22 protein-coding genes and 2 pseudogenes are annotated in these 25,710 nt (G+C 70.6%); 15 read left to right on the top strand and 9 right to left on the bottom strand.

The genetic code is table 11. The features are described from left to right. On the bottom strand, positions 1-783 hold a 783-nt coding region (locus tag ACWCQ1_RS45180; protein WP_451029239.1), incomplete at its 3' end, for a LysR family transcriptional regulator. 188 nt (positions 784-971) lie between these two features. Here ACWCQ1_RS45180 and ACWCQ1_RS45175 point away from each other — a divergent pair. From ACWCQ1_RS45175 to ACWCQ1_RS45165, 3 genes are all read left to right on the top strand, one after another. Continuing rightward, positions 972-1,265: a DUF1330 domain-containing protein gene (locus ACWCQ1_RS45175; RefSeq protein ID WP_133042329.1), complete on the top strand. Its 294-nt coding sequence runs from the start codon at positions 972-974 to the stop codon at positions 1,263-1,265. A 155-nt stretch (positions 1,266-1,420) separates the two neighbouring features. Beyond that, entirely contained in the window at positions 1,421-2,302 is an 882-nt protein-coding gene (locus tag ACWCQ1_RS45170; protein ID WP_451029238.1) for a PhzF family phenazine biosynthesis protein, read from the top strand. A gap of 596 nt (positions 2,303-2,898) precedes the next feature. Continuing rightward, complete coding sequence (locus ACWCQ1_RS45165; RefSeq protein ID WP_451029237.1) at positions 2,899-4,503, top strand: glycosyltransferase family 39 protein; 1,605 nt, start codon at positions 2,899-2,901, stop codon at positions 4,501-4,503. 192 nt (positions 4,504-4,695) lie between these two features. Here the strand turns inward: ACWCQ1_RS45165 and ACWCQ1_RS45160 are convergent. The 5 genes and pseudogenes from ACWCQ1_RS45160 to ACWCQ1_RS45140 form a co-directional block, all read right to left on the bottom strand. Then, positions 4,696-4,903 (bottom strand): annotated as a pseudogene (locus ACWCQ1_RS45160) (helix-turn-helix domain-containing protein); the annotation flags it as partial. Positions 4,904-5,234: 331 nt separating this feature from the next. After that, positions 5,235-5,825: a hypothetical protein gene (locus ACWCQ1_RS45155; RefSeq protein WP_451029236.1), complete on the bottom strand. Its 591-nt coding sequence runs from the start codon at positions 5,823-5,825 to the stop codon at positions 5,235-5,237. A gap of 415 nt (positions 5,826-6,240) precedes the next feature. Continuing rightward, positions 6,241-6,414, bottom strand: coding sequence for a hypothetical protein (locus ACWCQ1_RS45150; protein ID WP_358607453.1), 174 nt, complete (start codon positions 6,412-6,414; stop codon positions 6,241-6,243). 368 nt (positions 6,415-6,782) lie between these two features. Next, complete coding sequence (locus tag ACWCQ1_RS45145) at positions 6,783-7,340, bottom strand: hypothetical protein (protein WP_133042324.1); 558 nt, start codon at positions 7,338-7,340, stop codon at positions 6,783-6,785. A 487-nt stretch (positions 7,341-7,827) separates the two neighbouring features. Further along, a complete protein-coding gene (locus ACWCQ1_RS45140; protein ID WP_358607456.1) occupies positions 7,828-8,175 on the bottom strand; it encodes a hypothetical protein in 348 nt (115 codons plus the stop codon). A gap of 1,299 nt (positions 8,176-9,474) precedes the next feature. Here ACWCQ1_RS45140 and ACWCQ1_RS45135 point away from each other — a divergent pair. The 5 genes from ACWCQ1_RS45135 (at position 9,475) to ACWCQ1_RS45115 (ending at position 18,444) form a co-directional block, all read left to right on the top strand. Then, complete coding sequence (locus ACWCQ1_RS45135) at positions 9,475-10,812, top strand: hypothetical protein (RefSeq protein WP_358607459.1); 1,338 nt, start codon at positions 9,475-9,477, stop codon at positions 10,810-10,812. 83 nt (positions 10,813-10,895) lie between these two features. Next, positions 10,896-12,182, top strand: coding sequence for a hypothetical protein (locus ACWCQ1_RS45130; RefSeq protein ID WP_358607462.1), 1,287 nt, complete (start codon positions 10,896-10,898; stop codon positions 12,180-12,182). Positions 12,183-12,211: 29 nt separating this feature from the next. Continuing rightward, positions 12,212-14,800 carry a hypothetical protein gene (locus tag ACWCQ1_RS45125; protein WP_358607465.1) on the top strand — a complete coding sequence of 863 codons (2,589 nt, stop codon included), beginning with the start codon at positions 12,212-12,214 and terminating at the stop codon, positions 14,798-14,800. A gap of 105 nt (positions 14,801-14,905) precedes the next feature. Then, positions 14,906-16,492, top strand: coding sequence for a vWA domain-containing protein (locus tag ACWCQ1_RS45120; protein ID WP_358607467.1), 1,587 nt, complete (start codon positions 14,906-14,908; stop codon positions 16,490-16,492). 11 nt (positions 16,493-16,503) lie between these two features. Further along, complete coding sequence (locus tag ACWCQ1_RS45115) at positions 16,504-18,444, top strand: outer membrane protein assembly factor BamB family protein (RefSeq protein ID WP_451029235.1); 1,941 nt, start codon at positions 16,504-16,506, stop codon at positions 18,442-18,444. Positions 18,445-18,568: 124 nt separating this feature from the next. On the opposite strand, the gene ACWCQ1_RS45110 is transcribed toward ACWCQ1_RS45115, so the two are convergent. Further along, entirely contained in the window at positions 18,569-19,297 is a 729-nt protein-coding gene (locus tag ACWCQ1_RS45110) for an SDR family oxidoreductase (protein ID WP_133042316.1), read from the bottom strand. A 74-nt stretch (positions 19,298-19,371) separates the two neighbouring features. Here ACWCQ1_RS45110 and ACWCQ1_RS45105 point away from each other — a divergent pair, with 74 nt between their 5' ends. Next, positions 19,372-19,749, top strand: coding sequence for a MerR family transcriptional regulator (locus ACWCQ1_RS45105; RefSeq protein ID WP_133042315.1), 378 nt, complete (start codon positions 19,372-19,374; stop codon positions 19,747-19,749). Positions 19,750-19,785: 36 nt separating this feature from the next. On the opposite strand, the gene ACWCQ1_RS45100 is transcribed toward ACWCQ1_RS45105, so the two are convergent. After that, positions 19,786-20,403, bottom strand: a complete 618-nt coding sequence (locus ACWCQ1_RS45100) for a TetR/AcrR family transcriptional regulator (RefSeq protein ID WP_451029234.1) — start codon at positions 20,401-20,403, stop codon at positions 19,786-19,788. 6 nt (positions 20,404-20,409) lie between these two features. Between ACWCQ1_RS45100 and ACWCQ1_RS45095 the strand changes: the two genes are divergently transcribed. The 5 genes from ACWCQ1_RS45095 (at position 20,410) to ACWCQ1_RS45075 (ending at position 24,637) form a co-directional block, all read left to right on the top strand. Next, positions 20,410-20,667 carry a hypothetical protein gene (locus tag ACWCQ1_RS45095; RefSeq protein WP_451029233.1) on the top strand — a complete coding sequence of 86 codons (258 nt, stop codon included), beginning with the start codon at positions 20,410-20,412 and terminating at the stop codon, positions 20,665-20,667. Further along, positions 20,664-21,008, top strand: a complete 345-nt coding sequence (locus ACWCQ1_RS45090) for a hypothetical protein (RefSeq protein WP_451029232.1) — start codon at positions 20,664-20,666, stop codon at positions 21,006-21,008. The genes ACWCQ1_RS45095 and ACWCQ1_RS45090 overlap by 4 nt, the downstream gene beginning before the upstream one ends. A gap of 393 nt (positions 21,009-21,401) precedes the next feature. After that, positions 21,402-23,066: a SulP family inorganic anion transporter gene (locus ACWCQ1_RS45085; protein WP_451029231.1), complete on the top strand. Its 1,665-nt coding sequence runs from the start codon at positions 21,402-21,404 to the stop codon at positions 23,064-23,066. A gap of 285 nt (positions 23,067-23,351) precedes the next feature. Continuing rightward, positions 23,352-23,702, top strand: coding sequence for an ArsR/SmtB family transcription factor (locus tag ACWCQ1_RS45080; protein ID WP_133042310.1), 351 nt, complete (start codon positions 23,352-23,354; stop codon positions 23,700-23,702). 503 nt (positions 23,703-24,205) lie between these two features. Further along, positions 24,206-24,637: a group I truncated hemoglobin gene (locus ACWCQ1_RS45075; RefSeq protein WP_451029230.1), complete on the top strand. Its 432-nt coding sequence runs from the start codon at positions 24,206-24,208 to the stop codon at positions 24,635-24,637. Between the two features lie 18 nt (positions 24,638-24,655). Here the strand turns inward: ACWCQ1_RS45075 and ACWCQ1_RS45070 are convergent. Beyond that, positions 24,656-24,877 (bottom strand): annotated as a pseudogene (locus tag ACWCQ1_RS45070) (alcohol dehydrogenase catalytic domain-containing protein); the annotation flags it as partial. Between the two features lie 101 nt (positions 24,878-24,978). Here ACWCQ1_RS45070 and ACWCQ1_RS45065 point away from each other — a divergent pair. Continuing rightward, positions 24,979-25,500: a MarR family winged helix-turn-helix transcriptional regulator gene (locus ACWCQ1_RS45065; RefSeq protein ID WP_451029229.1), complete on the top strand. Its 522-nt coding sequence runs from the start codon at positions 24,979-24,981 to the stop codon at positions 25,498-25,500. Positions 25,501-25,710 lie beyond the last annotated feature (210 nt).

The following is a 25,710-nucleotide window of genomic DNA, read 5'->3' as shown; positions in this document are numbered from 1 at the left end:
CAGCGGTCGCCACGTGAGGCCGGCCGGTGATGTCGTGGCCGCGGCTTCACCGGCCGGGGCGAGGGTGAGCCCGTCGCGCAGGTCGCGCTGAGACATGTCGAAAGAGACTGCGGAGGTGTGCAATCGGAGGTCTGGCCGGGTGTCGCGGAACAGTGCGGACAGCTGATCGTGGATCACGGGGTTGGCCGTACGGTCGGGCAGCCGCAGCGGATACGCGGCCGCGTCGGCGATCTCGATCTCCGGGTGTTCGGCCAGCGGATGATGCTGTGCCAGTTGGACCCCGACGCGCTGACGCCGCAGCAGGAACCGGCGCACGCCACGCCCCGGCTGTTCACCGCGGGTGATCCCGGCATCGATGCGGCCGTCGGCGACCGCGGGGGAGATCTCCGGTGTCGCCATCGGGACCGCGCCGACCTCGAGTCCCGGGCTGCTGCGCATGAGCCTGTCCACCAGGGCCGGTGTCGTCTCGGCCCCCGTGCTGAGGCTGTATCCGATGCGTAGCGTGCCCAGTTCCCCGGCCCCCGCATTCCGGGCGGTGTCCCATGCCTGGTCCAGCGCCGCCAGTGCGGGCGGCGCGGACTCCGCCAAAGCCGCACCGGCCGGGGTCAATACGACGCTGCGCGTGTTGCGGACCAGCAGGGCCGTACCGAGTTCCGCCTCCAATCGGCGCATCCGGGCGCTGAGTGCGGGCTGCGCGATACCGATCCGTGCGGCCGCGCGGGTGAAGTTCAACTCCTGCGCCAGCACCAGGAAGTACCGCAGGCTCACCGTGTCCGGCGCCACGTGCCCTCCCTGCCGATTGATAACGATGCGTTCTGAGTCTATGTCGAACCGGTCTTTCCCTCGGCCACACATCCGGCCCTAGCCTGCGCATATGACGATCCAACCGACCGCATTACCCCTCGCCGGGATCGATCGATCTGAGTGTCGATTCGAAGTCGGACCTCTCCGGCCGAACACAGGAGGTTTCCATGGCTAAGGGCTACTGGGCCAGTGTCTATCCCGCAACCTCCGACCCTGAGAGCCTGACTGTCTACTTCGAGCTGGCCGGTCCGGCTGTCCGGGCTGGGGGCGGGCGCACCCTGTCCCGTGGGGGTCGAGTCGTCGCCCACGAGGCCGGAATCACGCAACGCGTCGTTCTGATCGAGTTCGACAGCTTTGAAAAGGCTGTCGCGGCATATGAGAGCGAGGCCTACCAGAAGGCGCTGGTGGCCCTCCCCGACGGCTTCGAGCGCGACTTCCGCATCATCGAAGGCGTCGACTGACCGGCGGGCCCAGCCGGCGGGTGGCCGCCGACCACCGGCTGAGGCAGGACGCCACGCCCCGGGACGCGTTCGGTCGGCCGCCTCGGCCAGGTCCGGTCATCGGCGGAACGCCACTCGTGGTTGCCAGTTTGGTTGAGCGTCAAAGGGGGGGGCCGATGTCCTGGCCGGATATCACGGTGGTTGAGGCGTGCGTGCGGCACGACGGCCGGGGTGGCAGCCCCACAGCCGTCACCGACGACGACCCGGCAGCGACCGACGCGGACCGGCGTGCGGTCGCCGCTGCGGCCGGCACCTCGCACACGGCGTTCCTCGGCCCGGGGCGGACGCCGGACGGCGGCTGCCCGGTCCGCTTCTTCACCGCCACCGCCGAACTGTCCGGCTGCGGCCACGGCACCGTCGCCGCGCAGGCCGTCCGGTTGACCCGCACCGCGCTGAGCGAGCTGAACGACCGCCAACACACCGGCGGGCGCACGTTCGACACCGTCGCGATCCGCCGCACCGCCGGCATCGAAGTGTGGTTCGACCAGGGCCTCGTCGCGCTACGTCACCCGGCACCGGACGAGCGCGCCGCGATCGTCGCCGCGCTCGGGCTCACCGCGGACGCCTTGCATCCGACCGACGCGCCACGGATCGCCTCGCCCGGCGCACCACGCATGCTGGTGCCGGTCCACGACCGGCCGGCGCTGCTCCGAGTCAACCCACACCTGGGCAGGCTGACAGCGGCGTGCCGGCGGTACGGGCTCCTCGGCTGTTTCGTGTACGCACCGCCGGTGGGCGACCGACCGGGTGCGGCCCGGATGTTCGCGCCGGCGATCGGTGTCGACGAGGACGTCGCCAATGCCAACAGCACCGGCTGCCTGGCCGCCCACCTGCTCGACACGACAGGGGCACTGACGGTCGCGATCGAGGTGGAGCAGGGTGACACCCTCGGCCGACCGGCCAGCGTGCTCGCTTCGGCCCGACGCGGGCCCGCGGGCATCACGACCCGGGTCGGCGGGTTGGCGGTGGTCCGCGACGGACACCGAGGCGACCACTAGACCGTCCTCTTATGCGATCCGCGCATGGGCTGGGGCTGTCCGCTGCCGTCAAGCGTTGGCACCCGGTGGCGACCGTCAGCGGGACGACACGGTGTCGAGGGCGCGGCTGAGGGTCCATCGGCAGACGCGCAGCTTGGCGGCGACGGCAGTTCTGGTTTGGCGGGCACCGAGCAGCATGCGGGCGTCGGCGATCCGTTCGCAGGCCAGGGCGCGAGGACGACCGCCGACGCGGCCTTGAGGGCACATCGCCCAGTTGGCAGGACAAGGGGTGGTAGGGACACGCCTGTTCGCCCGCCGCCCGGAGGTCTTCGGGCTGTGCGGCAGGCGGGTAAGTGCTGGAGTCCGCGCTGGAGGGCGAGCTCACGGATCACCACCTGGGACAGGAGCCCGGTGAGCGGGCCGAGAGCAGCCGTGAGAACCGCCGTAGCGGGCACCGGACCCAGGATCGTGCAGTGGCTGAAGGCGTTGCGCGCGCGTGCCCTCGCGTCCCCTTGATCCCGCCTACAGCGATCGACTCGGCGCTGGGGTATGGACCCGGTGGCAGGTGGTCCATAGTGTCCGGGGAAAGCCAGCGGGCGGTCGGCCAGGGGGCGGGCGTGACGGATCCGGAGCGGCACGAGCACCAGAGCGAGCGGGCGGCATCCGCGACAGGCGCGGTCGCGCCCGGCGACGCGGTGACGGCATCCCCGGTCTGCCCGCCCGCACCAGCAGCACCGCCCGGCGGTAGTTCACCGCCCCTGCCCGCCTTCGCACCCCTTCCGGTTGCCACTGTGTGCGTCGCCCTCGCGGCTGTGCTCACCCTCTTGTCCGGCCGGTACGGCTACCACCGCGACGAGCTGTACTTTCTGGCAGCGGGACACCATCCGGCCTGGGGCTATGTGGACCAGCCGCCGCTCACCCCGCTCATCGCCCGCACGGCGAGCGCGCTGTTCGGGAACACACCCGCGGCGCTGCGGGTCCCGGCCACGCTTGCCTGTGCGGCCACGGTGTTGGTGGCCGCTCTGCTGGCCCGGGAGTTGGGCGCAGGGCGCCGCGCTCAGGTACTCGCCGCGGCGCTGACCGCCGTGAGCGCCCAAGTGCTGGCGGTGGGGCACATGGTGTCGACGGCCACGTTCGACCTGCTGGCCTGGCTGGTGCTGAGCCTGTGCACCCTACGGCTGCTGCGCACCGGCGAGGGACGCTGGTGGCTGGCTGTCGGCGCCGCGCTCGGGGTCGGGCTGCTCAACAAGTATCTGGTGGCGGCGCTGCTCGTGGCCCTGCTCGCCGGGATCGCAGCCGTCGGCCCACGGCGAGTCCTGCGCGGTGCATGGCCCCTCGCCGGCGCCGCCGTCGCGCTCACGGTGGCCGGCGGCAACCTGTGGTGGCAGGCCCAGCACGGCTGGCCCGAACTCACCGTGGCGCACGGCATCAGCGCGGACGACGGTGCGGACAACCGGATCGCCTTCATACCCGAGCAACTCGTCTTCCTCTCCCCGCTGTTCGTGCCGGTTTGCGTGGCCGGCTGGCGCCGCCTGTGGCGAGAGCCCGCCCTGCGCTGGGCCCGCCCGGCGGCGGTCGCGTATCCGTTGCTGTGCCTTCTTGTGCTGGCCGCCGGCGGCAAGGGCTACTACACGGTCCCGCTGCTGATCGTGCTGCTCGCGGCGGGCTGCGAACCGCTCGCCGCGTGGCTGCACGTGCACCGCCCGCTGGTGTGGGTGCCGGCGCTCGTCTTCGCGGCGGCGATCAGCGCGGTCGTGGCCTTGCCGCTGCTGCCGCCGAGCGCGTTGGCGCTGCCCATGGCGGTGAACAAGGAGCAGGGTGAGCAGATCGGCTGGCCCGCCCTGGCGGACGCGGCCCGCCAGGGCTGGTTACTGATCCCCCAGGACGAGCGAGCCCACGCTGTCGTCCTCGCCCAGAACTACGGCGAGGCCGGCGCCCTCGACCGCTACGGCCCTGCCCGCGGTCTGCCCCGGTCCTACTCCGGCCACATGAGCTACGCGGACTGGGGCCGGCCCCCGGACTCGGCCGACGGCCCCGTCCTCCTCGTACGGCAGCGGGACGCCACGGACATCGAACGGCACTTCACCGGCTGCCGCGAGGTCGCCCGCGTCGACAATGGACACAACGTCGAGAACGAGGAACAGGGCGCGTCGATCGACCTGTGCTCGGGGACGGCACAGCCGTGGTCAAAGCTGTGGCCACAGCTGCGACGCTACTACTGACGGCCTACGACAAGTCCTCCCTGCCGATGCGTGGGTGGCCGAAGACGTGGGCAGCGTCGTCGAAGGCGCGGCCCGCGTACAGGACCGGGGTCACGGGCTTGGCGGTGAGATAGGTACCGCTGGGCTGAGAACCGGTCGACGCAGCTGAAACCGGCGCGTCCCGTGGGTGACAGCGGCCTGATCAGTGCCCGTTGTGCCGTCCACGATCAGGACAGTGTCCCGGCGGAATCGCTTGCGTGGCTGGATCGCGAGCGCCGGGCCGAGGCCGTCGACCAAGCGGTCGGCCGTGGACTTCGACTCCCCGAACAGCGGCGCCCGTTGGCGCGGTGTGAGGTTGGTGCGCCAGTACCCAGCGAACCAGCAGAACACGGTCCTCCAGCGGCAGGCTCCACGGCCTGCCCCCTGCAGCTTTGCATCGAGAAGAACGTCGACCTCCTCTTCCGCTGACGTCGGCCGGCACCACCGGCGCACTGTGACCAGCCGGCTCGCACGGACCTGCCTGCGGGAGGTACAGCGACCCAACTCTGGGCCCAGCCAGGATCGATCTCGTCCAGTGCCTCCCTGCGCTCTGCGGAGAGCTCTCCGGCACCCTGGGTCATCCGGGGCAGGGCTACGGCTGCTGCGGCCTGATCCGGCAGATGATCAAGGCGCAGCCGATCGCCGCGCCCGCGGCGCCCGCACGAGCGGTGGCTGCTGCTGGACCCGGCACCCCTGAAGCGTGGTCCCCCGTTCTACGCCACCGGATCGCGCCAGGCGGCGACGAGATCGTGGAAGCGTGCGAAACGGGTGCCGGGTACGGTCTCACCGGTGAGCGTCTTGCCGTTGAGCCAGCAGATGTCGAAGATGTCGGTCTCGGTGTCGAGGAGGCAGCACACGCCACCGGTGGTGGCGGTGAGGTCGGTGAACGTCTTCCTGACGCTCGTGGACTGCACGAACATCCGGCTCATGCTCGAAGTGGCCGCCGTGAACTGCAGCGATGCGAAGTTCGGGTGCCATGCGGGCGAGAATCTCACCGTCAGATAGATGTACCCGACGGCCGCGCGCCCCTCCTCATCGATACCGTCGCGGGCGAACTCGCGCAGGGCGTCGTCGACGCCGATGAGGATCGAGGTGTCCAGTTCGAGCGGGCCGCCTGCTGAACAGTCGACCGGTTCGGTCTCGTAGGCCGAGGTGAACGGCAGGATCAGTTGTTCTCCGCCCGGCAAGGTCACCGGAAGCCGGGGCATGTCGCGGCGTGGGGAAGCGAGTTCGGCCAGCCGGGTCAGTGCCCTCGGGACGTTCTGAGGGGGCATGAAGATCTCGTAGCTGTAGTCCAGTCCCATACCGCCCCGCCTCCCCTGACCTGGACCGGCATCCTTTCACGGTGTGGACCGGTGGCTCAGTTCTTTCCGGGGCGGCCGGCTCATCCGGGCGCGGTCGGCGGACGGGCGTGGACGTCGGCTCTTCTTCGAGGAGGCCAGGTCCAAGCGGACACCGCCCCCTGGGTGGTCACCGAGGACCTGGCAGCGGATGGTGACGCCGATGTCGCGACCGGAGGCTGAGGCGGGGAGTCCGGCCTGCGCGGAGTTCTGTTCGTGGGCGTGCCGGTCCGGGCGGTGGTGTCGGGAGCGGGGGTAGCGCCGGTGTGTGGCGGTTGTCCGGGGCGGTAGAGGCGACGCGGCGGGTCCGGAGTGCGGGACTCCTTGCGGCGGGTGCGTACGTGTGTGTTGGGACGGGCGGTGCTTTGCCGTTGGCCTGTCAGCCCGCGATGGCTATGCCGGCGATCGCCACGGCCAGGCCTAGAATGATCATTGGCCAGCGGTTGTGCGGTGAGTGGCCGCCGTACGCCTCGCCCCTGAAGTGGATCATTAGGCCTATCCCGAGGCTCGTGACGGCGAGACCCGCCGTCAAACGCAAGATCGCTACGGTCATGGCCCCTCCTGCAGCACGGTGACACGGTTTCGGCGCCCAGTTGTCTGCTGTCCGGGCTTGGGCTTGGCCCGGACAGTGTCGTAGACCGTACCGGGTGATCTGCGGCTGCCGGCCGCCAGCCGCCGGTGCCCCACGCGCGTGAAACTGGCGTGCGGCACAGATGGTGACGGCCCACTGGTTGGCCTGCTGCTGGCGAGGGCGGTGTCCAGGCGTTTGGGGTCCTGGATCGTGCACCTGCGGGAGAGGGCCGGCGAGGTGGTGTTCGGGGGCCGGGTCCTGTCGTCCTGACGGGGCTGGGCGGGCGTGTGCTGGCTGATGTGGTGGCATGGGGGTGGGGCTGCTGGTGTCGCGGGTGGGGTGACGTCGCGTCAGTGCCTGCAGATCTGCTGTACAGCGTGGTCGATGTCGGCGGACTGGGCCGCGGTGGGGAGGACCGGGGCCTGGCCCTCTCGGCGGGTGTTGCGCACGGTGACGAACAGCAGGGGCGTTCCGGTCGGGGGGAGGGGCAGCTGGCAGTAGACGTTGATACGTGCGTGCAGGAAGAGAGCTTGGCCGGGCCGGAGCGCGGCGCCCGGGGCGGGCCGGGTCTGCAGGAAGCCGTCGTAGCCCTGTCTCGTTCCGGTGAACGTCACGGGGGAGGCGGAGGCGATGCGGACGGTGATGCCGAAGTCCAGGCTGTACCGGTGCGGCATCTCGACGCCGGTGATCCGGACGCTCGTGGCGGCGACCGGGTCGGGCGGTCCGGGCTGGGGGCGGGTGGCCGCGGCGTAGCCGAGGAGCATGCCCAGGGCGAGTGCGCCGGACGACACGGCGATCGTCGCCTGGGCGCGGCGCGAGAGCGCCTGCCAGCGCTCCCGGAGCAGCGGACGGTCCGCGCCCATGTTCTCGACGACGTCGCTGTCCTGGCCCTCGGACGGAGTCACCATGTCCGCAGCGTAGAGCCGCGTGCCGGCGATGGGTACCGGCCGGACAGCCCTTCTCAGCCCTTGCTCGGTCCTGCCCCCGCACGGCCGGGGGCTGGGGTTCTGCGGCGTACCGGTAAGCCGCCAGGCGGAAGCGACCGCCAGGGCAGCGCGGACGGCGATGCGCCTCGCTGGGCGGCGCGAGGCGGCCACAGGCATACCCCTGTCGGCTGCGGCCCGCGTGGCTCGTGCCGTGTTGAGTTCCCGGCGTCGTCTGCCCAGTTGCCCACTGTATTGACATGAGTCTCTGCGAGCACCTGGTCCACAGTCGCCCTTTCCCGGCGATGCCCCCGCAACAGATACGCAGGTGCCATCTTCTCGAGCGGGCACCGAGCAGCGCATGGACTGTGTTCCGCCACCGGCCTGTCACGACCTCGGAAACTTCGGCGGAGGCATTCAAGAAGGCAGCCCCTTCCTTGGCAGTGGAAGGGGCTGCTTGTGTCGTCAGCGCTCAGCAATGCACTTGCACTCGCTCGACGTAGTTGTTGCCGTCCAGGGTCCGCTGTCCTCCTGCCCAGACGTAATCCCAGGTGCCGTTCACGTAATACACCGTGAAGCTGTTGCCGTGGGCCCTGGCATAGTTGAAACGGCCGTAGATCCAGTTGTCTCCGCAGCCGTCCATGTTCCAGACGCCACCGGAAGTGTCGTACACGCAGGCCCGCCCGGCATCGCACTTGTAGGTCACGTACTGGGGATGGACGTCGGCAGCTGAGGCAGTGCTGGAGCCCCCGATGAGCGCGCCGGCTCCAAGGGCGAGTGCCACAGCTGTACGGGTGACGTGCTTTGTGAGCAACTGCATCCAGAAGTCTCCCTGCCTGGGGCCTCACCGTGACGCCAGTTCGAGCAGACGCCCGTGAGGACCTGCCACTCGGTCGACCGGTACAACTCGCCGTGATCGACCTCTTTGCGTCACACGGTAGGCGCCGCCCGTAAAGACCAGCCATCCTTTCGAACGCCATCGAAACGCCCTGCAAGCTGGCAGATCGTCAAGGTCTTGCTCCCCGTGCTGAGGCTCGTTGGGGTGGAATGCGCATGCGGGACGAGGTTCGCGCCCACATCGCAGGCCACCGCCGATCTCGATAAGGCACGCCTGCGCCAGATCCTGCCCGACCTCCTCGACGACGCCCTGCGCCATTGCGGCCCCGGGCGCTACCGCGGTGTGCGCGAAGCGCACCACATGGTCAGCCGCTCCTCGGCCGCGGCGCTCGTCACCGTAAGGGTGTCTGTACTGCATGGCCCCGCATCACAGGGACGAGGCGGGATGCTGCGGTGCGCGCGGGGGAGACGGGACGGGGCTCCTGACGTGTCAGCAGTACGGTGCACGTCCGGCGGAGCGGCTTTCCAGGCCGGCCGTCCTGTGCCGACGTCGAATGGCGACTTGATCGTTTTCCGTCGGCGCCCTTCAGGAAAAAAATCACCGACCCCTCCATCAGTGGCGGGCTTTCGTGTATCTTCACGACCGTCACACAAATTACAGAATGGCGTATTCGTTCATTTGTGCGCTTTTTCGGTAGCGATGGAGCGTCATTCGTTCGATTTATGTGAGGTAAGGGCCGTGATACGAGTGTCGTGGTCCTTTCCTGGGGGGCATGTGAGAACGCAGCACGACGACGGGGTGTTTGACCGTGACGACATTCTGGCGGCCGCTGCCCGTGTGGTGCATGTACTGGGCAACACTGCGGCAGGTGACCTCGAGCGGGGTTCCGAGCGGGCGTTTGAGCAGTTCGAACATATGGTCAGGGATCGTCTGACCGAGGTCGGCCGTCATCCGGCCGAGCGATGGCAGGCGGCGCTGCGGGAAATCCGTGACCAAGAGCGGCGGCACCTCTTTCCGGCAGGACGGGGTTGGCTCGCCACGGCACTCGCCGGCGGGGAGATGGCAGTGGCGACGTTCTTGGAATTCGGCTGCGAGAGAATTCGGCTCAGTCGCGTCACGGGTGACACTGGTGACGCTTTTCCGAGCAGTGACGTCCTTTTCGAAGCCGAGTGGAACACCTTCGCCGGAGAGGCGGACCGTACCTTCGGTCGAATACCACGTCTGTTCGACCTGGCGACCGGGAAAATCAAAGCCGAGGAATTCGACAGGACTCTGGGCCAGGTGCTGGCGCGGGGCCTGCGGCGGCTGCCCGAATCGCAGGCCGGCGACGCACCGCTCGTGATCGCGGTGCGCGCGGCCGGCTGGAGCTGCCTGGAACAGGCCGTCGAACGGCTCGCCCCGCGCACGGCCCTGCTGCGACTGCGTCTGCCGGCGGGGTGGCCGGACAGTCCGGACGACCTGCTCGCCCCGACACCACTGCGCCGTACCCTGTGGTTCGCCGCCGTGCGGGTCCGGCCGTCCACCGGCGCCGTGCAGCTGGTACGCCAGCCGCTGTTCTGGGCGGGCAGTACGGCATCGGTGCCGGGGCGGGGGTCCGCGGAACAACTGGCCGAGGTACGGGTAGGGGTCCACCCCGACGACCGGGAACAGCCGCATGCCTGTGCCGTCGTGGTCACCGGGCCCACCGAGGACGCCCCCGCCGACTGGCATGCCGTCCGAGCCGACCATGTGGTGCTCCCGGCCGGGGGACAGGCGACGCTGCGCTACCAGCTCGACGGTCCCGGGCGGGTGCGGCTTCTGTACGAGGGCGGTCAGTGGCCGGAGAGCATCGCCTGGACCTCGATCGTCGACAGACTGCCGCGCAGGCTCGCGCCTCCACGGCCCGTCGACCTGGTCCTCGCCGTGGAGACGGCGGTTCGGCGTCGTCAGGGAGCTGCCCAGCTGGCCGCGCGCGTCCGCCGGGCGCAGGCCGTGGTCGAGGCAGTGCGGGACGGCACCCGCCATCCGGAGTCGCTGCGGGTTGCTCTCATCGGCTACCGGGACCACGTGCCGCTGGCCGGTCCCGGCGACGTAACTCCCATCCAGTACCGCACCGGATTCTGCCCCGCCTCCTCAGCGCTGCGGATCCTGGAGGAGTGGACGCCGAGTCCGCTGCACCATGACTTCGCCACCGGCCTCGAACACGTCCCGTACGAACTGGACGCCCGGCAGGGCTGGTGGCGCCCGGGCAGCCGGCGTGCCCTGATCGTCGTCGGATCACGTCCGCCCCATCCCTATGGCCGGCCACCACAGGCGGTGCGCCGACGGGCGCCCGTACGGGTGTGTCCCGACCGGCTGGACTGGCTGACCGCGTTGCAGCGACTGCGTCACGAGCAGCAGCTCGTGTGTCTGGCGGTGGTGGACGAGCCGGACTGGATGGACGACGACGGCGAGCCTTTCGTGGCCCGATGGGCCCGCCAGGCATGGGCCTACGTCGGTGCTCAGGGCTGTTTCGACGCGCAGGAGGACCCGGAGCGGGTGGTGACGGGCCTGCTGGCCGACACCGGCCAAGGCAGCCGTGAGGCCGGGCATCCGGTGCTCGCGCTGGCGGCGGGCCGAGCGGAGCGTTGGCTGCCGTAAGCGCCGCCCAGGCGTACCGACGGGAGGTCGGGCGCCGTAACGGGCTTCCGTGCCGCGCGGAGGCCACTGACCGAGGGGGGAACATGAACGACCGAGACGAGGCCACGGAGTCCGAGGTGCAGCAGGCGGGGCGCAGCCGCGCCGACAGCGGCCGCAAGAGCCCGTATGCCGCCTTCGAGCAGCACCTCGCCCTGCCAGGCTCCGCACCCTCGCCCGCCCCGCCGTTGACGTTCCCCGTGCAGGAGGACGTGGCGGTGGCCGAGGGTGTGGAACAACTGTCGCCGCCGCTGCCCCGTACCCGGCCGGGGCCGGGCAAGGAGCCGCCGGCGAAGTGGTCCACGGCGGAGGAGGATTCCCTCGCCCCGGCCCCGTCCGTCGAGGGGGACGAGCAGGTCGCGTCCACGATCACGCTGTGGGGCGGCATGGGCAGCGGCAAGTCGACCCTGCTGGCCGCGCTCACCCGAGCGCTGATGGATCCCGCGTACGGCTCATGGAACGTGTTTCCCGAGGACCACGCCTCCAAGCAGTACCTCAGCGATCTCGCCCACACCTTCTACCGCGAACGTGTCTTTCCGAGCGCCACCCAGGACGAGCAGTTGCCCGTCGGGCTGACGTTGGTCGGAGATGTCGGCGGAACTCCCTACTCCCGCAGAACCGGTGGCAAGCGGCGGTGGCGCCGCGGCGTCCAGCCGGGGGCGGACGTCCTCGAGTTCCGGGTCTCCCTGCGGGACATGCCCGGTGAGGCCTTCGACCTGCGCTCGGAGATGGGTGCGCTGATGGGGCCGCGGCTGGTCACCGACCTGGCCGACTCACGGGCGATGGTGTACGTCCTCGACGTGGCCCGGGAGTGGCGGGTCAACGGCGAGAACGGGCCCGTGGACGAGGACGAGCGGCAGAGTGCCGACTTCTTCACGGAGGTCCTGGACGGGGTGGCGACCGAGATCGCCATGCGCGGGCACCGCGAAGGGCACCGGCTGCCGCACAGCATCGCCGTCTGCCTGGCCAAGTTCGACGACGACGACGTGTTCCGGTTCGCCTGCGAACACGGCAACGTGCGGCTCAACCCGCGCACCGGCCAGCCGGAGGCCATCGATGCCAAACGGCTCTTCGACGACCTGTGCGACCGCTTCCCGCACGGCAGTCTGGGCGAGATCAGGAACCAGATCAGCCGCTACTTCGTGCCTGAGCGCGTCGGCTACTTCGTGTGCAGTGCCGTCGGCTTCTGGGTCGATCCGGACCGGGGCTTCGACTTCGACAACCCCTCGCTGGTCAACGCCGTCGACGACAAAGTCAGGTTCGTGGCTCCGCCCCGACCGGTCAACGTCATGGAACCCTTCCTCTTTCTGCGCGGCCTTTCCGGTCAGCGATGACGTCCCGAGCGAGAGAGGAAGGTCCGCTCATGTCCTCCGACGGCGCCGGACTGACCGCGGGCTGGGCGGTCTGGGGCAAGCGTCCCCACAGCACGGCGGGTTTCCACGTGATGGCGGCCTGGCCGCCGGAGTGGAGCAGTGACTACACCAAGGCGATCCAGCACTGGTCTCCGGGCACACCCTCACCCGCCGACCAGCTGCCGTGGGTCACGGTCGGCCCGGGCAGGACCCCGGACAACCGGCTGTCCTTCGGGGTCTTCGTCCTCGACCGGACCGCGACGGCCGACGTGCACAGCCGGCCGATCAACCACGTCACACACTTCTGGGTCTCCTATGAGCAGGCGGCCTCGCACGGTCTGGGCTGGAGCTCCCTGGCCCGGGCGGCGCTGGCAGGGCGGAGCGGACTGTCCAGGATCGCCGCCGGTGGCGAGTCCGGCGCGCTCCACGGCCCCGTGCACCTGCCGCTGTCCACGGGCGGACACCTGATGAACGGCTTCGACGAGGAGTTCGTCTCCGCGAGCGACACACTGCTGCACTGGCATGCGGCGGTCGCCGCCCTGCTGCTGGACGGGCCGGTGGTGGTGACCGGGGCGCCGGAGGACGATCCGTTGGAACGCCTGCGGCTGCTGGACAACATCGCCGCCATGTTGCCGTACGTCCTGCGCACCCGTCTGTCGGCCGCCACCGCGACGTCCTCCGGTGCCAACCACCGCATCTGCTTGTCCTGGGGGCGTCCTGCCCCCGGGCGGGCCTGTGCTCCCTGGGGTGGCGCCGTCGGCATCGAGGGGCTGTCCGCCATGGCGCGCCATTACCACGACCTGCTGATCCATGCCTGGGAGTCGCGCGGGGGCCGTCTGGTCCTCGACCATCTGGCGCGGTGCACGGCCCTGCCCGACAGCGCCCACGCCGGACTGTCCGCGGCGCATCATGCGCACGGGCTGCTGTCCGCGATGGACGGTGAACTGCACGTCGAGGCGGAGGTGTTGCGCGGCGGGCCGGTGGCCGACGACGTGGTCGACGGCTTCCTGAGCAATCCGCACACCAGCCACAGGACCGCCAGAATGATGGCCCGGGCCAAGCTGTCCGGCGCCTCCACCGACCTGTCGCTGCTGCCCCCGCACCTGAGCGATCCCCAGGTGGCGGCCTCGCTGCAGCAGCGTCTGCGCGAGGACCTGCGCGCCGGACGCCTTGCGTCCGCGCAGGAGAAGGTCAGCAGCCTGCTGCGGGCCACCCGCGTGGAGGGCACCAACCTCGACGTCGTCGACCAGGCCCTCGCCTACCTCGTGGACCCCGCCGACGGCTCGGGCGAGGACATCGACATCACGGCCACCTTGAACCTCCTGCCGTCGCTGGAGCCGTTCGTTCCCGGCACCATGCCCCTCGCGCGTGGCGCGGTGGCCGCCCGCCCCGAGCTGACCTGGATCCTGTTGGACGGTGCAGCCGGCACCCCCGAGCCGGCCGGCTCGGTCCGCCGCTGGCTGGAGTGGCTGGGAAGCGGCGCCGGTGACGAACTGGCCCGGGTGTACGAGGTGTTGCTGCCGCAGGTAACTGTGTGGCGGCCGCAGCCCGCACGGTGGGCCGTCAAGCATCCCGACGAGGCCGCGCGCCTGCTGGGCCTGGCCGTCGCCTGCGGACGGGGCGACGTCGTGCTGAGCGCGTCCTTCTTCGAGGAGCTGAGCGAGGCACTGGGAGCGAGCGGGCCGGGCCGCGTCCTGCGCCTGCGCGGGGCGCGCACCGAATCCCAAGGGCTGCGGGCCACCCTGGCCGCCGGGCCGCGCGGTGCCCTCGGACTGGCGCCGCGAGCCCGCTGGGACCTGTTGTGCGCGCTGTCCGGCGAGGCGCCGAGCGCGCTGCCCCGCGATGCAGAGGAGCTGACCAGAGCGGAGAGGGACCGCTACGCCGACACGCTGAAGCACCACTTGGACGCGCTGCCCCAGCATCGGCGCAGGACCGCTGCGAAGACCCTGCTGCGTTGTCTGCTGCGGTTCGACCCCACCACCGGACAGCGTCCGGCCGCGGCGGCCCGGGCCGTGACCGAACGGATGGTGCAGGAGCCGACGGACCCCGTGACGCGCCGCATCACCGCCGAGGCGGTCTCCGACCTGCTGACGGCGCCCGGCTGGCGGCCGCAGGGCGAGGAGGCGGACTGGCTGGAGCGGCTGGCGCAGTCCGTACCGCAGATCGGCGACACACTGCGCCTGTACGCACTGGGCGAAGCCGCTCGCGACGGGACGTTGAGCGCCGAGGAGTTCGGTCGGCGGCTGCGCTCGGCGCGGCGCGCCGGAGCGACCCGGGCGGAGCTCTGCGGCCCCCTGGCCGCGTGGGCGGAGCGCCGGTCGCGCCCCGGAACGGCGGTGCTGGAGCTGCTGGACGCCTACCGGGAGGCCCACCGAGAGCAGGGCGACCCGGCAGGACCGGAACAACGGGCCCTGTTGGAGCAGGAGGCCTGCGAGCGCCTCGGCGAGCGGCTGTGGACCGAGTACTTCGAGGCCGCCGAGGCCCGACTGCTGGCCCAGGAGGATCAGGCGACGCAAACCATCCGCCGCAACGAGCAACTGCGCGAGGAGGCCCGGCACCGCCGGGAGCTGCTCAGAACGCTGCACTTCACCCGCCGCTGAGCGACCGACCCCGTACTCCCCGTCCATCCGTGAACCGCCCGCCCGCGGGGGTGTTCATCACCCGCGGATCTCGACCGGGCCACGCCCAGGAAGAGTTGGCACCCCATGCTCACATCCACCTCGTCCGCGCTGCGCGTTCGCGCGAGTGCCACCGCCCTGTTCCTCTCCGCCGCGCTGCTCCTCGGTGCCTCGGCGCCCCGGGCCGACGATCTGCCCGCGGCTCCGTCCCCCGACGAGATCTGCCGTTCCCTGCACGTCGACGACGTACCCGCCTCCTACGTCGTCTTGGTCGACACCTCCTCCTCGATGGAGGACCGCGGCCCCGACGGCGCCACCCAGTACGACACCGTGAAGAAGCGGCTGCGGACGTTCCTCGCTGGTCTCGCGCCCTCGGACCAGGTCGCGCTCGTCTCCTTCGGGCGCTCCGTCGGAGTGGTCCATCCGCTCGGCCCGGCGGCCCGGGCACGACACGCGGTCGACGACCTGCCGGCGCGGGCAACGGAGAGCGCGAGCGATCCCGGTAGCGCCCTGGAGGCCGCGGCCGACCAGCTGCGCGACAGCCGTACCCCGGTGGCGGCGGTGCTGTTGCTCACCGACGGCGCGATCAACGCCCCCGACAGCGATTACGCCAAGCTGGGCTCACCGAGCTGGCGCAAGCTCGCCGAACGCTACCGGGCGCTCGGTCAGGACCGCACCGTGGTCGGCTACGGGCTGCCGCTCGCCGACGACACGCATGTCTCCGACATCCTGGGCGCGGTCGTGGCCACGCCACGCATCCTGCCCGTAGGGGCGGCAGCCCTGGGAACACAGCTGAACAGCGCCAAGGACCGGGTGCGGACCGACAAGGCGGTACGCACCCTGCGCGACGACGCCGACGCGGGAGTGCGGCTGTCCCTGACCGAGGGCACCTCCGGCAATGGCTCAGGCGTGCTCGACCTCGCCACCGGCGACCGCCAAGGCGCACGGCGGCAGACGGTACGGCTCACCGTCACCTCCACCGCCCACCACGTACCGCTGCAGGTCGTGCTGCACGCCCGCACCGACGGGGGCGGCCCGTCCGTGGCCTCGGCCGGGCTGCCCGAGCGGGCCGTCGTCCTGGGACCGGGAGCACGGCGGACCTACCGCCTCACCCTTGTCTGGCACCAGGACGCGGTACCTGCCCTCACCACGTCGACCGAGCCCTTCGAGACGCGACTGGCCGTCTCCGCCGACGTGACGTCGTCCTGGACGCCCACGGTCCACGGGGCACTGGGCTACCCGGAATTCCGGCTCGCCGCCCCCGCCGTGGCGCGGGTGCGACTGCACGGTCAGGTGCCCGGGGAGCCACCTGTGTGGCTGTACCCGTTGCTGCTCGTGCTGGTGCTCGGTGGAGCGCTGGCGGGGTGGACGGCGTACCGGAGGCGCAATCCATTGCTGCACGGGACCCTCGTCATCACGGACCTGCGCTCCGGCGACCGGGTCCACCACCCGCTGGGCGGGCGTCTGTTCACGAAGGACGTCGAGGTCGCCCAGGTACGCGCCCGCGTCAGGGTCCGGGGACGCGGCTCCTCCGGACGCAGGGTGCTGGCCGTGGAGTGTGTGCGCGAGCCCGTACGCGCCAACGCTCCCCGTCTCGCCGACCGCGGGGAGTGCGAACTCGGCAAGTCGACCGTCCTGTGCGGGATCGGCTTCTCCCACACGTCCGACCGGTGACGGGAGCGCAGGTGAAGCAGCCCTCCGCCTCGCACCCCGCCCCGATCGTCCCCCTGGAGCCGTCCGACCCCGCCGAGGCCGCAGGCTTCCGGCTGGTGGGCCGGCTGGCCACCGGCGGCTTCGGCCACATCTACCTGGGCAGACGGCCCGTTGACCATGCCGTTGCGGCAGGCGCCGAACCGTACACCCTGGCGGCCGTGAAACTGCTCAAACAGGAGTACTCCGGCAACGACCAGCACCTGCAGCGCTTCCGCCAGGAGAGCAAGGCGCTCCTACGAGGGGCGGGCGTCCGTATCCCGGAACTGCTGTCCGTCGACTTCGACGCGGACAGGCCGCCCGCCATCGCCACCCGGTTCATCCCGGGCCCCTCGCTGTACCGGGTGGTGGCGGCACACGGCGGGGCGCTGCCGGCCACGACCGCTCACGCGCTGGGTGCCGACCTGGTGGACACCCTCCTCGCGGCACACGACCAAGGAGTGCTGCATCGCGATCTGCACCCGGGAAACGTCCTGCTGACGGCGGACGGGCCGTGGATCATCGACTTCGGCCTGACCCGGATCCGCGGCCAGCAACTGACCCGGCCCCTCGACCAGGCCTTCGGCAATCCCCACTATTGCGCGCCCGAGCAACTGGAGGGCCTGGCCGAGACGGACGCCGCCACCGACGTCTTCGGGATCGCCGCGGTGCTGCTGTACATGCTGACCGGCCACGCGCCCTATCCGGGGCCGCGCACTCCCTCCCGGCGGGCGGCGGATGTGTCCGCGCTTGCGTCGGACCCGGCGGCGCGGACGCTCGCCGCCTGTCTCGCCGAGCGTGCCACCGACCGGCCCTCGCTCGGGGAACTGCGCTCGGCGCTCGGCGAGCCCGGCGATGTCACCTTGCCGGCCGGTGTGCGGCAGGCACTGGACACACACCGCGCCCTCCTGGCGGAATACCTGCGCGGCGCGGACAACGAGGCCGACATCACCGTGCCGTTCCGGCCGGGCCGGCACAGCTGGAGCAGACGTGTGGGGGAGTGGGCGCACGCCGTGGCGGCCGTCGGGAACGACACCGTGGTCACCGCCGACGGAGCCGGCCGACTGCACTGGATGCACCCCGGGACGGGCGAGGCCCAGCGCACCGATGTCGGATTCCGGCCGCCGGTGCGGCTGCGCGCGGGAGAGGGGCTGATCCTCGTCCAGGACGCCGCCGGGCGGCTGGAGGCCTGGGACAGCGCGTCCCGGACGCGCCGCTGGGCGGTACCCGAGCCGCAAGGCAGCGGTCCGGCTCCGGCGCTGCTCAACGGACGCAGTGTTCTGTTCGGCGACACGGAGGGAAAGGTGCACCATTTCGACGCCGACACCCGCCGCCTGTGGTGGCAGGGCGAACTGCGCCCGGGCATCACCGCGTTGGTGGCCGGCCGGCAGCGGGTGTACGTGCTCACCGATCAAGGACGGACTCTGCACGCTCTCGACGACGCCGACGGCAGGGCGGTCTGGACGGTGCCGGTAGCTCTGCAGGCGCCGGTGCGGGCGGCGCCGCTGCCGGTGCGGGACGCTGTGTACCTCGCCGACATGCGAGGAGCGTTGCACTGCGTGGCGGCGGCCGATGGTGCGGTGCGGTGGACGGTACGGCTGGGGGCGCCGATCGTCGCCGCGCCGGTGCGGATGGGTGACACGGTCGTCGTCGGCGACACAGCCGGGGTGCTGCACGCACGGGCCCTCGCCACAGGAGCGGAGAAGTGGCGCAGCACCGGCGGAGGAGGCGACGAGATCTTCGCGCTGCACGCAACCGGATCCAGCGTGGTGTGGGGTGGGTGGCAGGGCCGGCTGCATGTCGTCGACGGGATCAAGGGCATTGCAGGGCAGAGTTTCGACCTGCGCGGCCAGGTGCTCGCCGTGGCCGGTAACCCGACGCAAGAGGCCGTGTACGCGGCGACCGCGAGCGGCGAGGTGCACGGCGTACCGCTGTGACCGAGTACAGGCCTCCCGCGGCCGCCGGCACCTCTGGCCCGTATGAAGATCCACAACTGCGGACGGGGATGTGTCGACCGTCCTCAGAAGGAACCGACCGAAGCCAGTCCGGCCCCAGGGCCGCTCAGGCTGCCGTCAGCGCTGCCAGGGCACGGTCCATCGCGGCGTTGAACTCTTCCGGCGTCAGCGGCAGCCGGGACTTGACGTCCCGGCTCCACTGATCGGCGAGGACTTCGGCGGAACCCGACTCGACACCGTCGAGCGCCGCGTCGGCCAGGTCCGAGGGCGCCAGCTTGTCCACGGGCCAGCCCGCGGCCATGTCGGTGTCGGCCAGGCCGAGGTGCACCGCTGTCACGAGTGTGCCCTGCTCGGCGAGTTCCAGGCGGACGCCGTTGGTCATGGCCCAGGCGGCGGCCTTGGTCAGGTGGTAGGCATTGGCGCCCTTGCCTCCGAACCACGACATGGCGGAGAGGACGTTGACGATCGCGCCCCCGCCGTTCCTGGCGAGCGTCGGCGCGAACTCCCGGATCATTCCCAGGTGGCCGAACATGTTGGTCTCCAGCTCGTGCCGTACCGCCTCCAGCGAACCGGTCACCAGGTCGGTCCCTGTACTGATTCCCGCGTTGTTGATGAGCAGCGAGACGTCCGGGGCGGCCTCGGCGGCGGTCCTCACGGATGCGGGATCGGTGATGTCGAGGGGCAGTACCACGGCCCCGGGCAGGTCCACGGTCTCCGGCCGGCGGGCCGTCGCGTAGACCTTGCGGGCGCCCCGTTCGAGCAGGCGCTGGGCGAAGGCGCGGCCCAGGCCGCGGTTGGCTCCGGTGACAAGGGCGACTGAGTTGTTGATGTCCATGCCCGGTACGCTAAAACCTGACGCTGACGTCAGAGGCAAGTGCCGGCCGTCAGGACCGGGGTGAGAGGACCACCATGACCGTCACAGAGGCCGCGACCGAGCGGCTGATCCGCATCGGCGAGGTGGCGCGCGGTGCCGGCGTCTCGGTCCGCGCCGTGCGCTACTACGAGCAGCAGGGGCTGCTCGTCGCGGAGCGCAGCCCGTCCGGCCAGCGCCTCTACCGGCAAGACGTCATCTCCCGGATTCGCTTCTTCCAGCAGATGTACGCCGCCGGCCTGACCAGCCGAAGGATCACAGAACTCCTTCCTTGCTGGGACACCGGGCACACCGACGCCGAGCAACGCGCCATGCTTCGCGCCGAGCGCGATCGCATCCAGGCCAAGGTCGACGAGCTGCAGGCTGCCCTGGACCGCCTCGACGAGGTCATCGCGATCACGGACACGCACCCGTAGACGCAATGCCGTGACGCTGTTGGTGATCTCTGTCGGTCAGGTGATCGTGGAGGTGGCCGCGACTGCCGCCGCGGTCATCTGCCGAGCGGTGGTCGCGAGGCTGGCGATCGCGTCGTCCGGGGTCAGGCCGCAGAGGTCGATCAGGGCGAACAGCGACTCGGCGCTGATCACGAGGGCGAGGCCGCGGACCAGTTGTTCCACCTCCGCGCGCTGCGCGGAGCCGCACCGGGCGGTCCACGGGGCGAGAGCGTGCTCGATGAGTCCGAAGCGGTGGGCGGGACGGTCCTTGGACGTCGAGGGTTTCGCGATGGTCGAGGCGACGACCACCCGGACGGCACCCTGCCTGCGCAGCACTGCCCGGCCGAGGATCTCCGCGGCCTGACCGACCCGTTCGACCGGGTCGTCGCTGCGCGTCGCCGATCGCAGGACCGCGACCAGATCTTCCGTCATCACGGCGGCACGCAGGAGCGAGAGGAGGTCGGGGAAGTAGCGGTAGGCGGTCGCTTCGGAGACCCGTGCCTCGGCCGCGACCGCCGGCATCGTGATCTCCGCTCCGCTGTCGGCGAGCTCGCGGGCGGCCGCGACGATCGCCGACCTGGTGCGTTCCGTCTGGTTGCCGAGCCCGTTCGGGCGACTCCGCTCGGCCGTGATCATCCTTCCGTGCCGAGCGAAAGGCACGACGACTACGACGCCGGAGCCGGTACGTGGGTCATGGTCCCGCCGGGCGCACCGCACACCTTCGCCAACGTCACCGACGACACGGCGGTCATGCTCAACACCTTCACTCCGGACCTGTACGGGCAGTACTTCCGCGACCTCAAGGCCATGGTCGAGTCCGGGCAGCCGTTGTCCCGCGACGCCGTCGCGGAGGTCTGGACGAAGTACGGCACCGAACCGTCGACCGAGAACGCCTCGTGAATCTTCTCCTCGGGGCCAACACCGTCGCCGCGGTCGCCGGCATCGGTTTCGCGCTGGTGGGGGGTGTACGCCCGGCGGCGCTCAGTGAGAGCGGTACGCCAACCGCCGGGGAACGCTTCTACGGCTGGATGTACGCGACCAGGGGAGTGCCACTGGGGGTGGCGGCCCTTGTCGCACCGCTTGCGTGGCCGGGTCTTGCCGGCTCGCTCATCCTGTCCGCGGCCGCCGCGGCCCAGGTGGGCGACGCCGCCATCGGAGTCGCCACTCGGAAATGGACGATGATCGCGGGCGCCTCGCTCCTGACCGCCATATACGTCGCAACGGCCGTCGCCACCGCGTGAGCGCGGCCGGGCTGGCGCGCTTGCGGTGGCGCCGGGCGGGACTGCCTGGCCGATGTCGGGATGCTCCGGGCCGAGCAGGCCGTGTTCGTCCGGCGCGAAGTACGCGAACGCGTAGGGCGGTTGGCCGGTGACACGGCACCGGACCGCGCCATCCTCCAGCACCGGCATGAGGTAGAAGAGGGGGGGATCACAGATCTATGAATTGCCAAGTTTCGCAATTCATTAGATGCTGAAGGCTGTGGTCCCGTGGTAGCCGCGGGCACAGCCTTTCGCATCGGCTCCGGGCGGGGCGTGTAAGGAAGCAGAGGGATCGTGACCGTTCCACCGAACCAGGCCAACCTGCTCGTACGTGCCTGGGCTCGCACCGCTTCCCTGCTCCCCTCCCGTACAGACATGGCAGAACTGCGACGCGACCCGCGCCGGGATCTGCTCGCGGGCCTGACCGTGGCGATCGTCGCCCTGCCGCTCGCGCTCGGCTTCGGCGTCTCCTCCGGACTGGGCGCGGCAGCGGGCTTGGCGACCGCCGTGGTCGCGGGAGCGCTCGCAGCGGTCTTCGGCGGGTCGAACCTGCAGGTGTCCGGACCGACGGGCGCCATGACGGTGGTGCTGGTGCCCATCGTCGGCCGGTACGGTCCCACCGGCGTGCTCACCGTGGGGTTGATGGCGGGTGTGATGCTCGTGGCGCTGGCCGCGGCGCGGGCGGGCAGGTACATGCGCTACGTGCCCGCGCCCGTCGTGGAGGGATTCACTCTGGGCATCGCCTGTGTGATCGGGTTGCAGCAGATCCCCAACGCTCTCGGCGTACCCAAGCCTGAGGGCGACCGCGTCCTGGTCGTCGCCTGGCGTGCGGCGGAGGAGTTCGCCACGTCCCCCAACTGGACGGCCGTAAGTCTCACTGTCGCTGTGGCGGCCGTCATGCTGGCCGGCGCCCGATGGCGTCCCACGGTGCCGTTCTCCATCCTGGCCGTGATCGCGGCGACGATCACGGCGCAGGCGGCCGGTCTTGACGCAGCCAAGCCCATCGGTGATCTGCCCGCAGGTCTGCCCGCACCCTCGCTGGGCTTCTTCGAGCCCGGTGCGCTGGGCACGCTCCTTGCTCCCGCTGCGGCGGTCGCGGCACTGGCCGCGCTGGAGTCCCTGCTCTCCGCCTCGGTCGCCGACGGTATGACGGTCGGCCAGAAACACGACCCCGACCGGGAGTTGTTCGGCCAGGGCCTGGCGAACATCGCCGCCCCGCTGTTCGGCGGCGTTCCGGCGACCGGTGCGATCGCCCGCACCGCGGTCAACGTCCGGACCGGTGCGAGCTCCCGGCTCGCCGCCCTCACCCACGCCGTCGTTCTCGCGGCGATCGTCTTCACCGCCGCGCCCCTCGTGTCGAAGATCCCGCTCGCGGCGCTGGCGGGCGTGCTGCTGGCCACGGCGATCCGCATGGTCGAGGTCGGTTCCCTGCGAGCGATGGTGAAGGCCACCCGCTCCGACGCGCTGATCCTCGTCCTCACGGCCCTTGCCACGCTGGCACTGGATCTCGTCTACGCGGTCGTCATCGGACTGCTGGTCGCCGGCGCCCTCGCTCTGCGTGCCGTCGCACAGCAGGCCCGCCTCGATCAGGTACCGCTGGACGAGGGTGACCACACCGCCGAGGAACACGCGCTGCTCGCCGAACACATCGTGGCGTACCGGATCGACGGACCGCTGTTCTTCGCCGCCGCCCACCGGTTCCTGCTGGAGCTGACCGACGTGGCGGACGTGCGCGTGGTCATCCTGCGCATGTCCCGCGTGTCGACCATGGACGCCAGCGGCGCCCTGGTCCTCAAGGACGCGGTGGAGAAACTGAACCGGCGCGGCATCCTCGTCCTGGCCTCCGGCATACGGGCGGACCAACGACAGGTCCTCGACTCTGTCGGCGCGCTGGAACTGCTGCGGCACGAGGGCCGGGAGTACGACACCACTCCCGAGGCCATCCAGGGCGCCCGCGAGCATCTGGAAGGAGCCGGAGTCCTCCCTGCCGCCTCCGCTCAGCCGCAGACGGGTTCTTCCTCCGAGAGCGCCCTTCGGTGAGCAATGCCCCACCGACACGTGCTCTGTGCACCCCGGTCCGGGGCCGGGCCAGGGCGTCCGGGTGATCCACCGAGTTGCTAATCTCGGCAATTGATGAGGTCGTCACTGGTTGTCATCGTGGGATCCGATGCCCCGGTCCCAGTTGTGCGGTTCGGACCTAACTGACGTCGCGGGTGAGGATGGGCGCATGTCTTTGACCAGTGAGTGGCTGCGGAGTACGGCGGGCATCCGGGCGTGCCCGGCGCGGGCGCGGTCGCTTCCTCGTGCCGAGCAAGGGTCGCCTCGATGACCGCGCCGCTGTACCAGCTCAAGGCCGAGTTCTTCAAGACGCTGGGCCACCCTGCACGCATCCGGGTACTGGAGTTGCTGAGCGAGCGCGAACACGCGGTGGCGGAGATGCTTCCCGAGGTCGGCATCGAACCGGCACATCTGTCCCAGCAACTGGCGGTGTTGCGCCGGGCCAATCTGGTCGTGACCCGCAAGGAGGGGTCGACGGTCTACTACTCGTTGACCAGCCCGCACATCGCGGAACTCCTCAGGGTCGCACGCACCATCCTGTCCGGCGTCCTGGCCGGCCAAGCAGAACTCCTCGCCGACCTACAAGCCACCCAGCCGTCGGCGAAGCCCCCTTCCTAGGCTCCGCGCCGTACGCTTCCCGCACAGCCGCGTCCCGGACCGCGGACGTCAGCGGACGCTCGATGCTGTACGGGCTGGTGCTGCGGTCCATGGTGAGCCGTCGCCAACGAATGGCGCACCACCGGGGGTGTCGCCCAGCCCGCCCGGATCTTCCGCTACGACCTCGCCGCTCCCGGCGGTGCCATGCCGGGGGTGCACGCCATCATGTGGAAGATGAGCACCGGCGGCGCCGTCACAACGCACACCTGTAGCGGACAGGTCCAGGCGAACGCATGCTGGGCCAGCACAGCGAGGGCATGGCGCTGTGGGAATCAACCGGCCATTCCCGAAGGGATGTTGCCCCGGAAGACACCCGCCGTGACCCGTGTTTCCGGCGTCCATCCGGCGCGTGAGGAGCCGGTTTCGAAGAGTTCACCACGGTCCTGGGCGAGGCGGAGTGCCTTCTGACACCCCCGAAACCGTCTGCTCACGGTCCGGCAAGACGGCGGCGCAACGCTGACACCATGACCGACACCACCTCCGGCACGCCGTCCGCGGCCACTTCCCCGACTCTCTTCGAGCAGCTCGGGGGAGAGGACGCCGTCGGGGCCGTCGTCGACATCTTCTACGACAAGGTCCTCGGTGATCCCGACCTCCAGCCGTACTTCACCGGAGTGGACCTGGACCGTCTCAAGGAGCACCAGCGGCGCTTCATCGGCCAGGCCTTGGGCGCCACTCGTCCCTACTCCGGCCGTTCCATGCGCAAGGCCCACGAACGCCTGTCCATCACGGACGACGCCTTCGGCAAGGTCCTCGACCACCTGGCCGGCGCGCTCACGGAGGCCGGGGTGGACGAGGCGACCATCGGCACGATCGCCCAGGCCCTGCTGCCGCTCAAGGCGGACATCGCGGTGGCTTGGCCACCAGCTGCTCCGCCGGGACGGCGAGGTGCGTAGCGTGCGCGCGGTCACGACGACCCCGGCGAGGTCCCTGCCCTGGCCGGCGGGGAACTGCACCGGGACCAGATCCCGGATCACCCCGGAGCGGAGCATCGCGTCGAAGGGGTTGACGCCCGCAGCCCGAATCTTGACGTCGACTTGCCCCGGTCCGGGTTCGGGCGTCTGGAGCTCGGTGATGCGCAGTACGTCACGATCACCGTACTGGTCGAAACGAACGGCTCGAGCCTGGTGGTCCATGCCTCCTCGGTTATAATTCAAATTTGAATGTAGGCGTCAAGGTAGGGCTAAGTTCTAATTTGAACAACTGGTAAAGTGGTGATATGGGTCATACGCGATGGTTGAACGATGAGGAGAAGCGCGCCTGGAACGCCTTCACCAATGCGCACGCGCTGCTGTACCGGCGGCTGGAGCAGCGGCTGAAGCGGGACTTCGGCCTGTCCGGGCTGCAGTACGAGATCCTCGCCCGGCTCAGTGAAGCACCGAACCGGGAGTTGCGGATGGCCGAACTTGCCGGTGCCCTGGTCAACTCCAAAAGCGGGCTGACCTATCAGATCGGGCAGCTGGAGAAATCCGGGCTGGTGCGCCGGCGGTCCTGCCCGAGCGACGAACGCGCGGTCTACGCCGTACTCGAAGACGCTGGCATGGCGCTGCTGGAGCGGGCAGCGCCCGGACATGTGGAGCTGGTGCGGGAGCTGCTCTTCGACGCGCTCAACCCCGAGCAGGTGCGAGCGCTGGCCGACGGGCTCGGCGAGGCGAGCCGTCGCATGTCCGGGGCTGCGGGCGATGTGGACCCTGTCGCGACGGACGGCGGTGACTGCGCGGGCGCTGCCGAGGATGCCGCTGCCGGAGCCCTCGCCTGAACGCGGATCGAGGCCTCGCCGTCCTCTGGGCGGGCTCAGCGCGCCGTGCCGGCAGGCTGTGGCCGCTCGGCTCGGTCACCGTGGCGCTCTCGCCGTCCCGTCAGGGATGCAGCCAAGGCCAGAAGCGCGGCGACGGCGATGAGTGCGCACACGGCACCCCGGCCCACTGCGGCACAAGCGCGGGCGCCGAGGAACGCGCGGGTGATGTAG

The organism is Streptomyces sp. NPDC002144, assembly GCF_053593695.1.
This window is presented reverse-complemented; position numbering and strand designations above follow the sequence as displayed.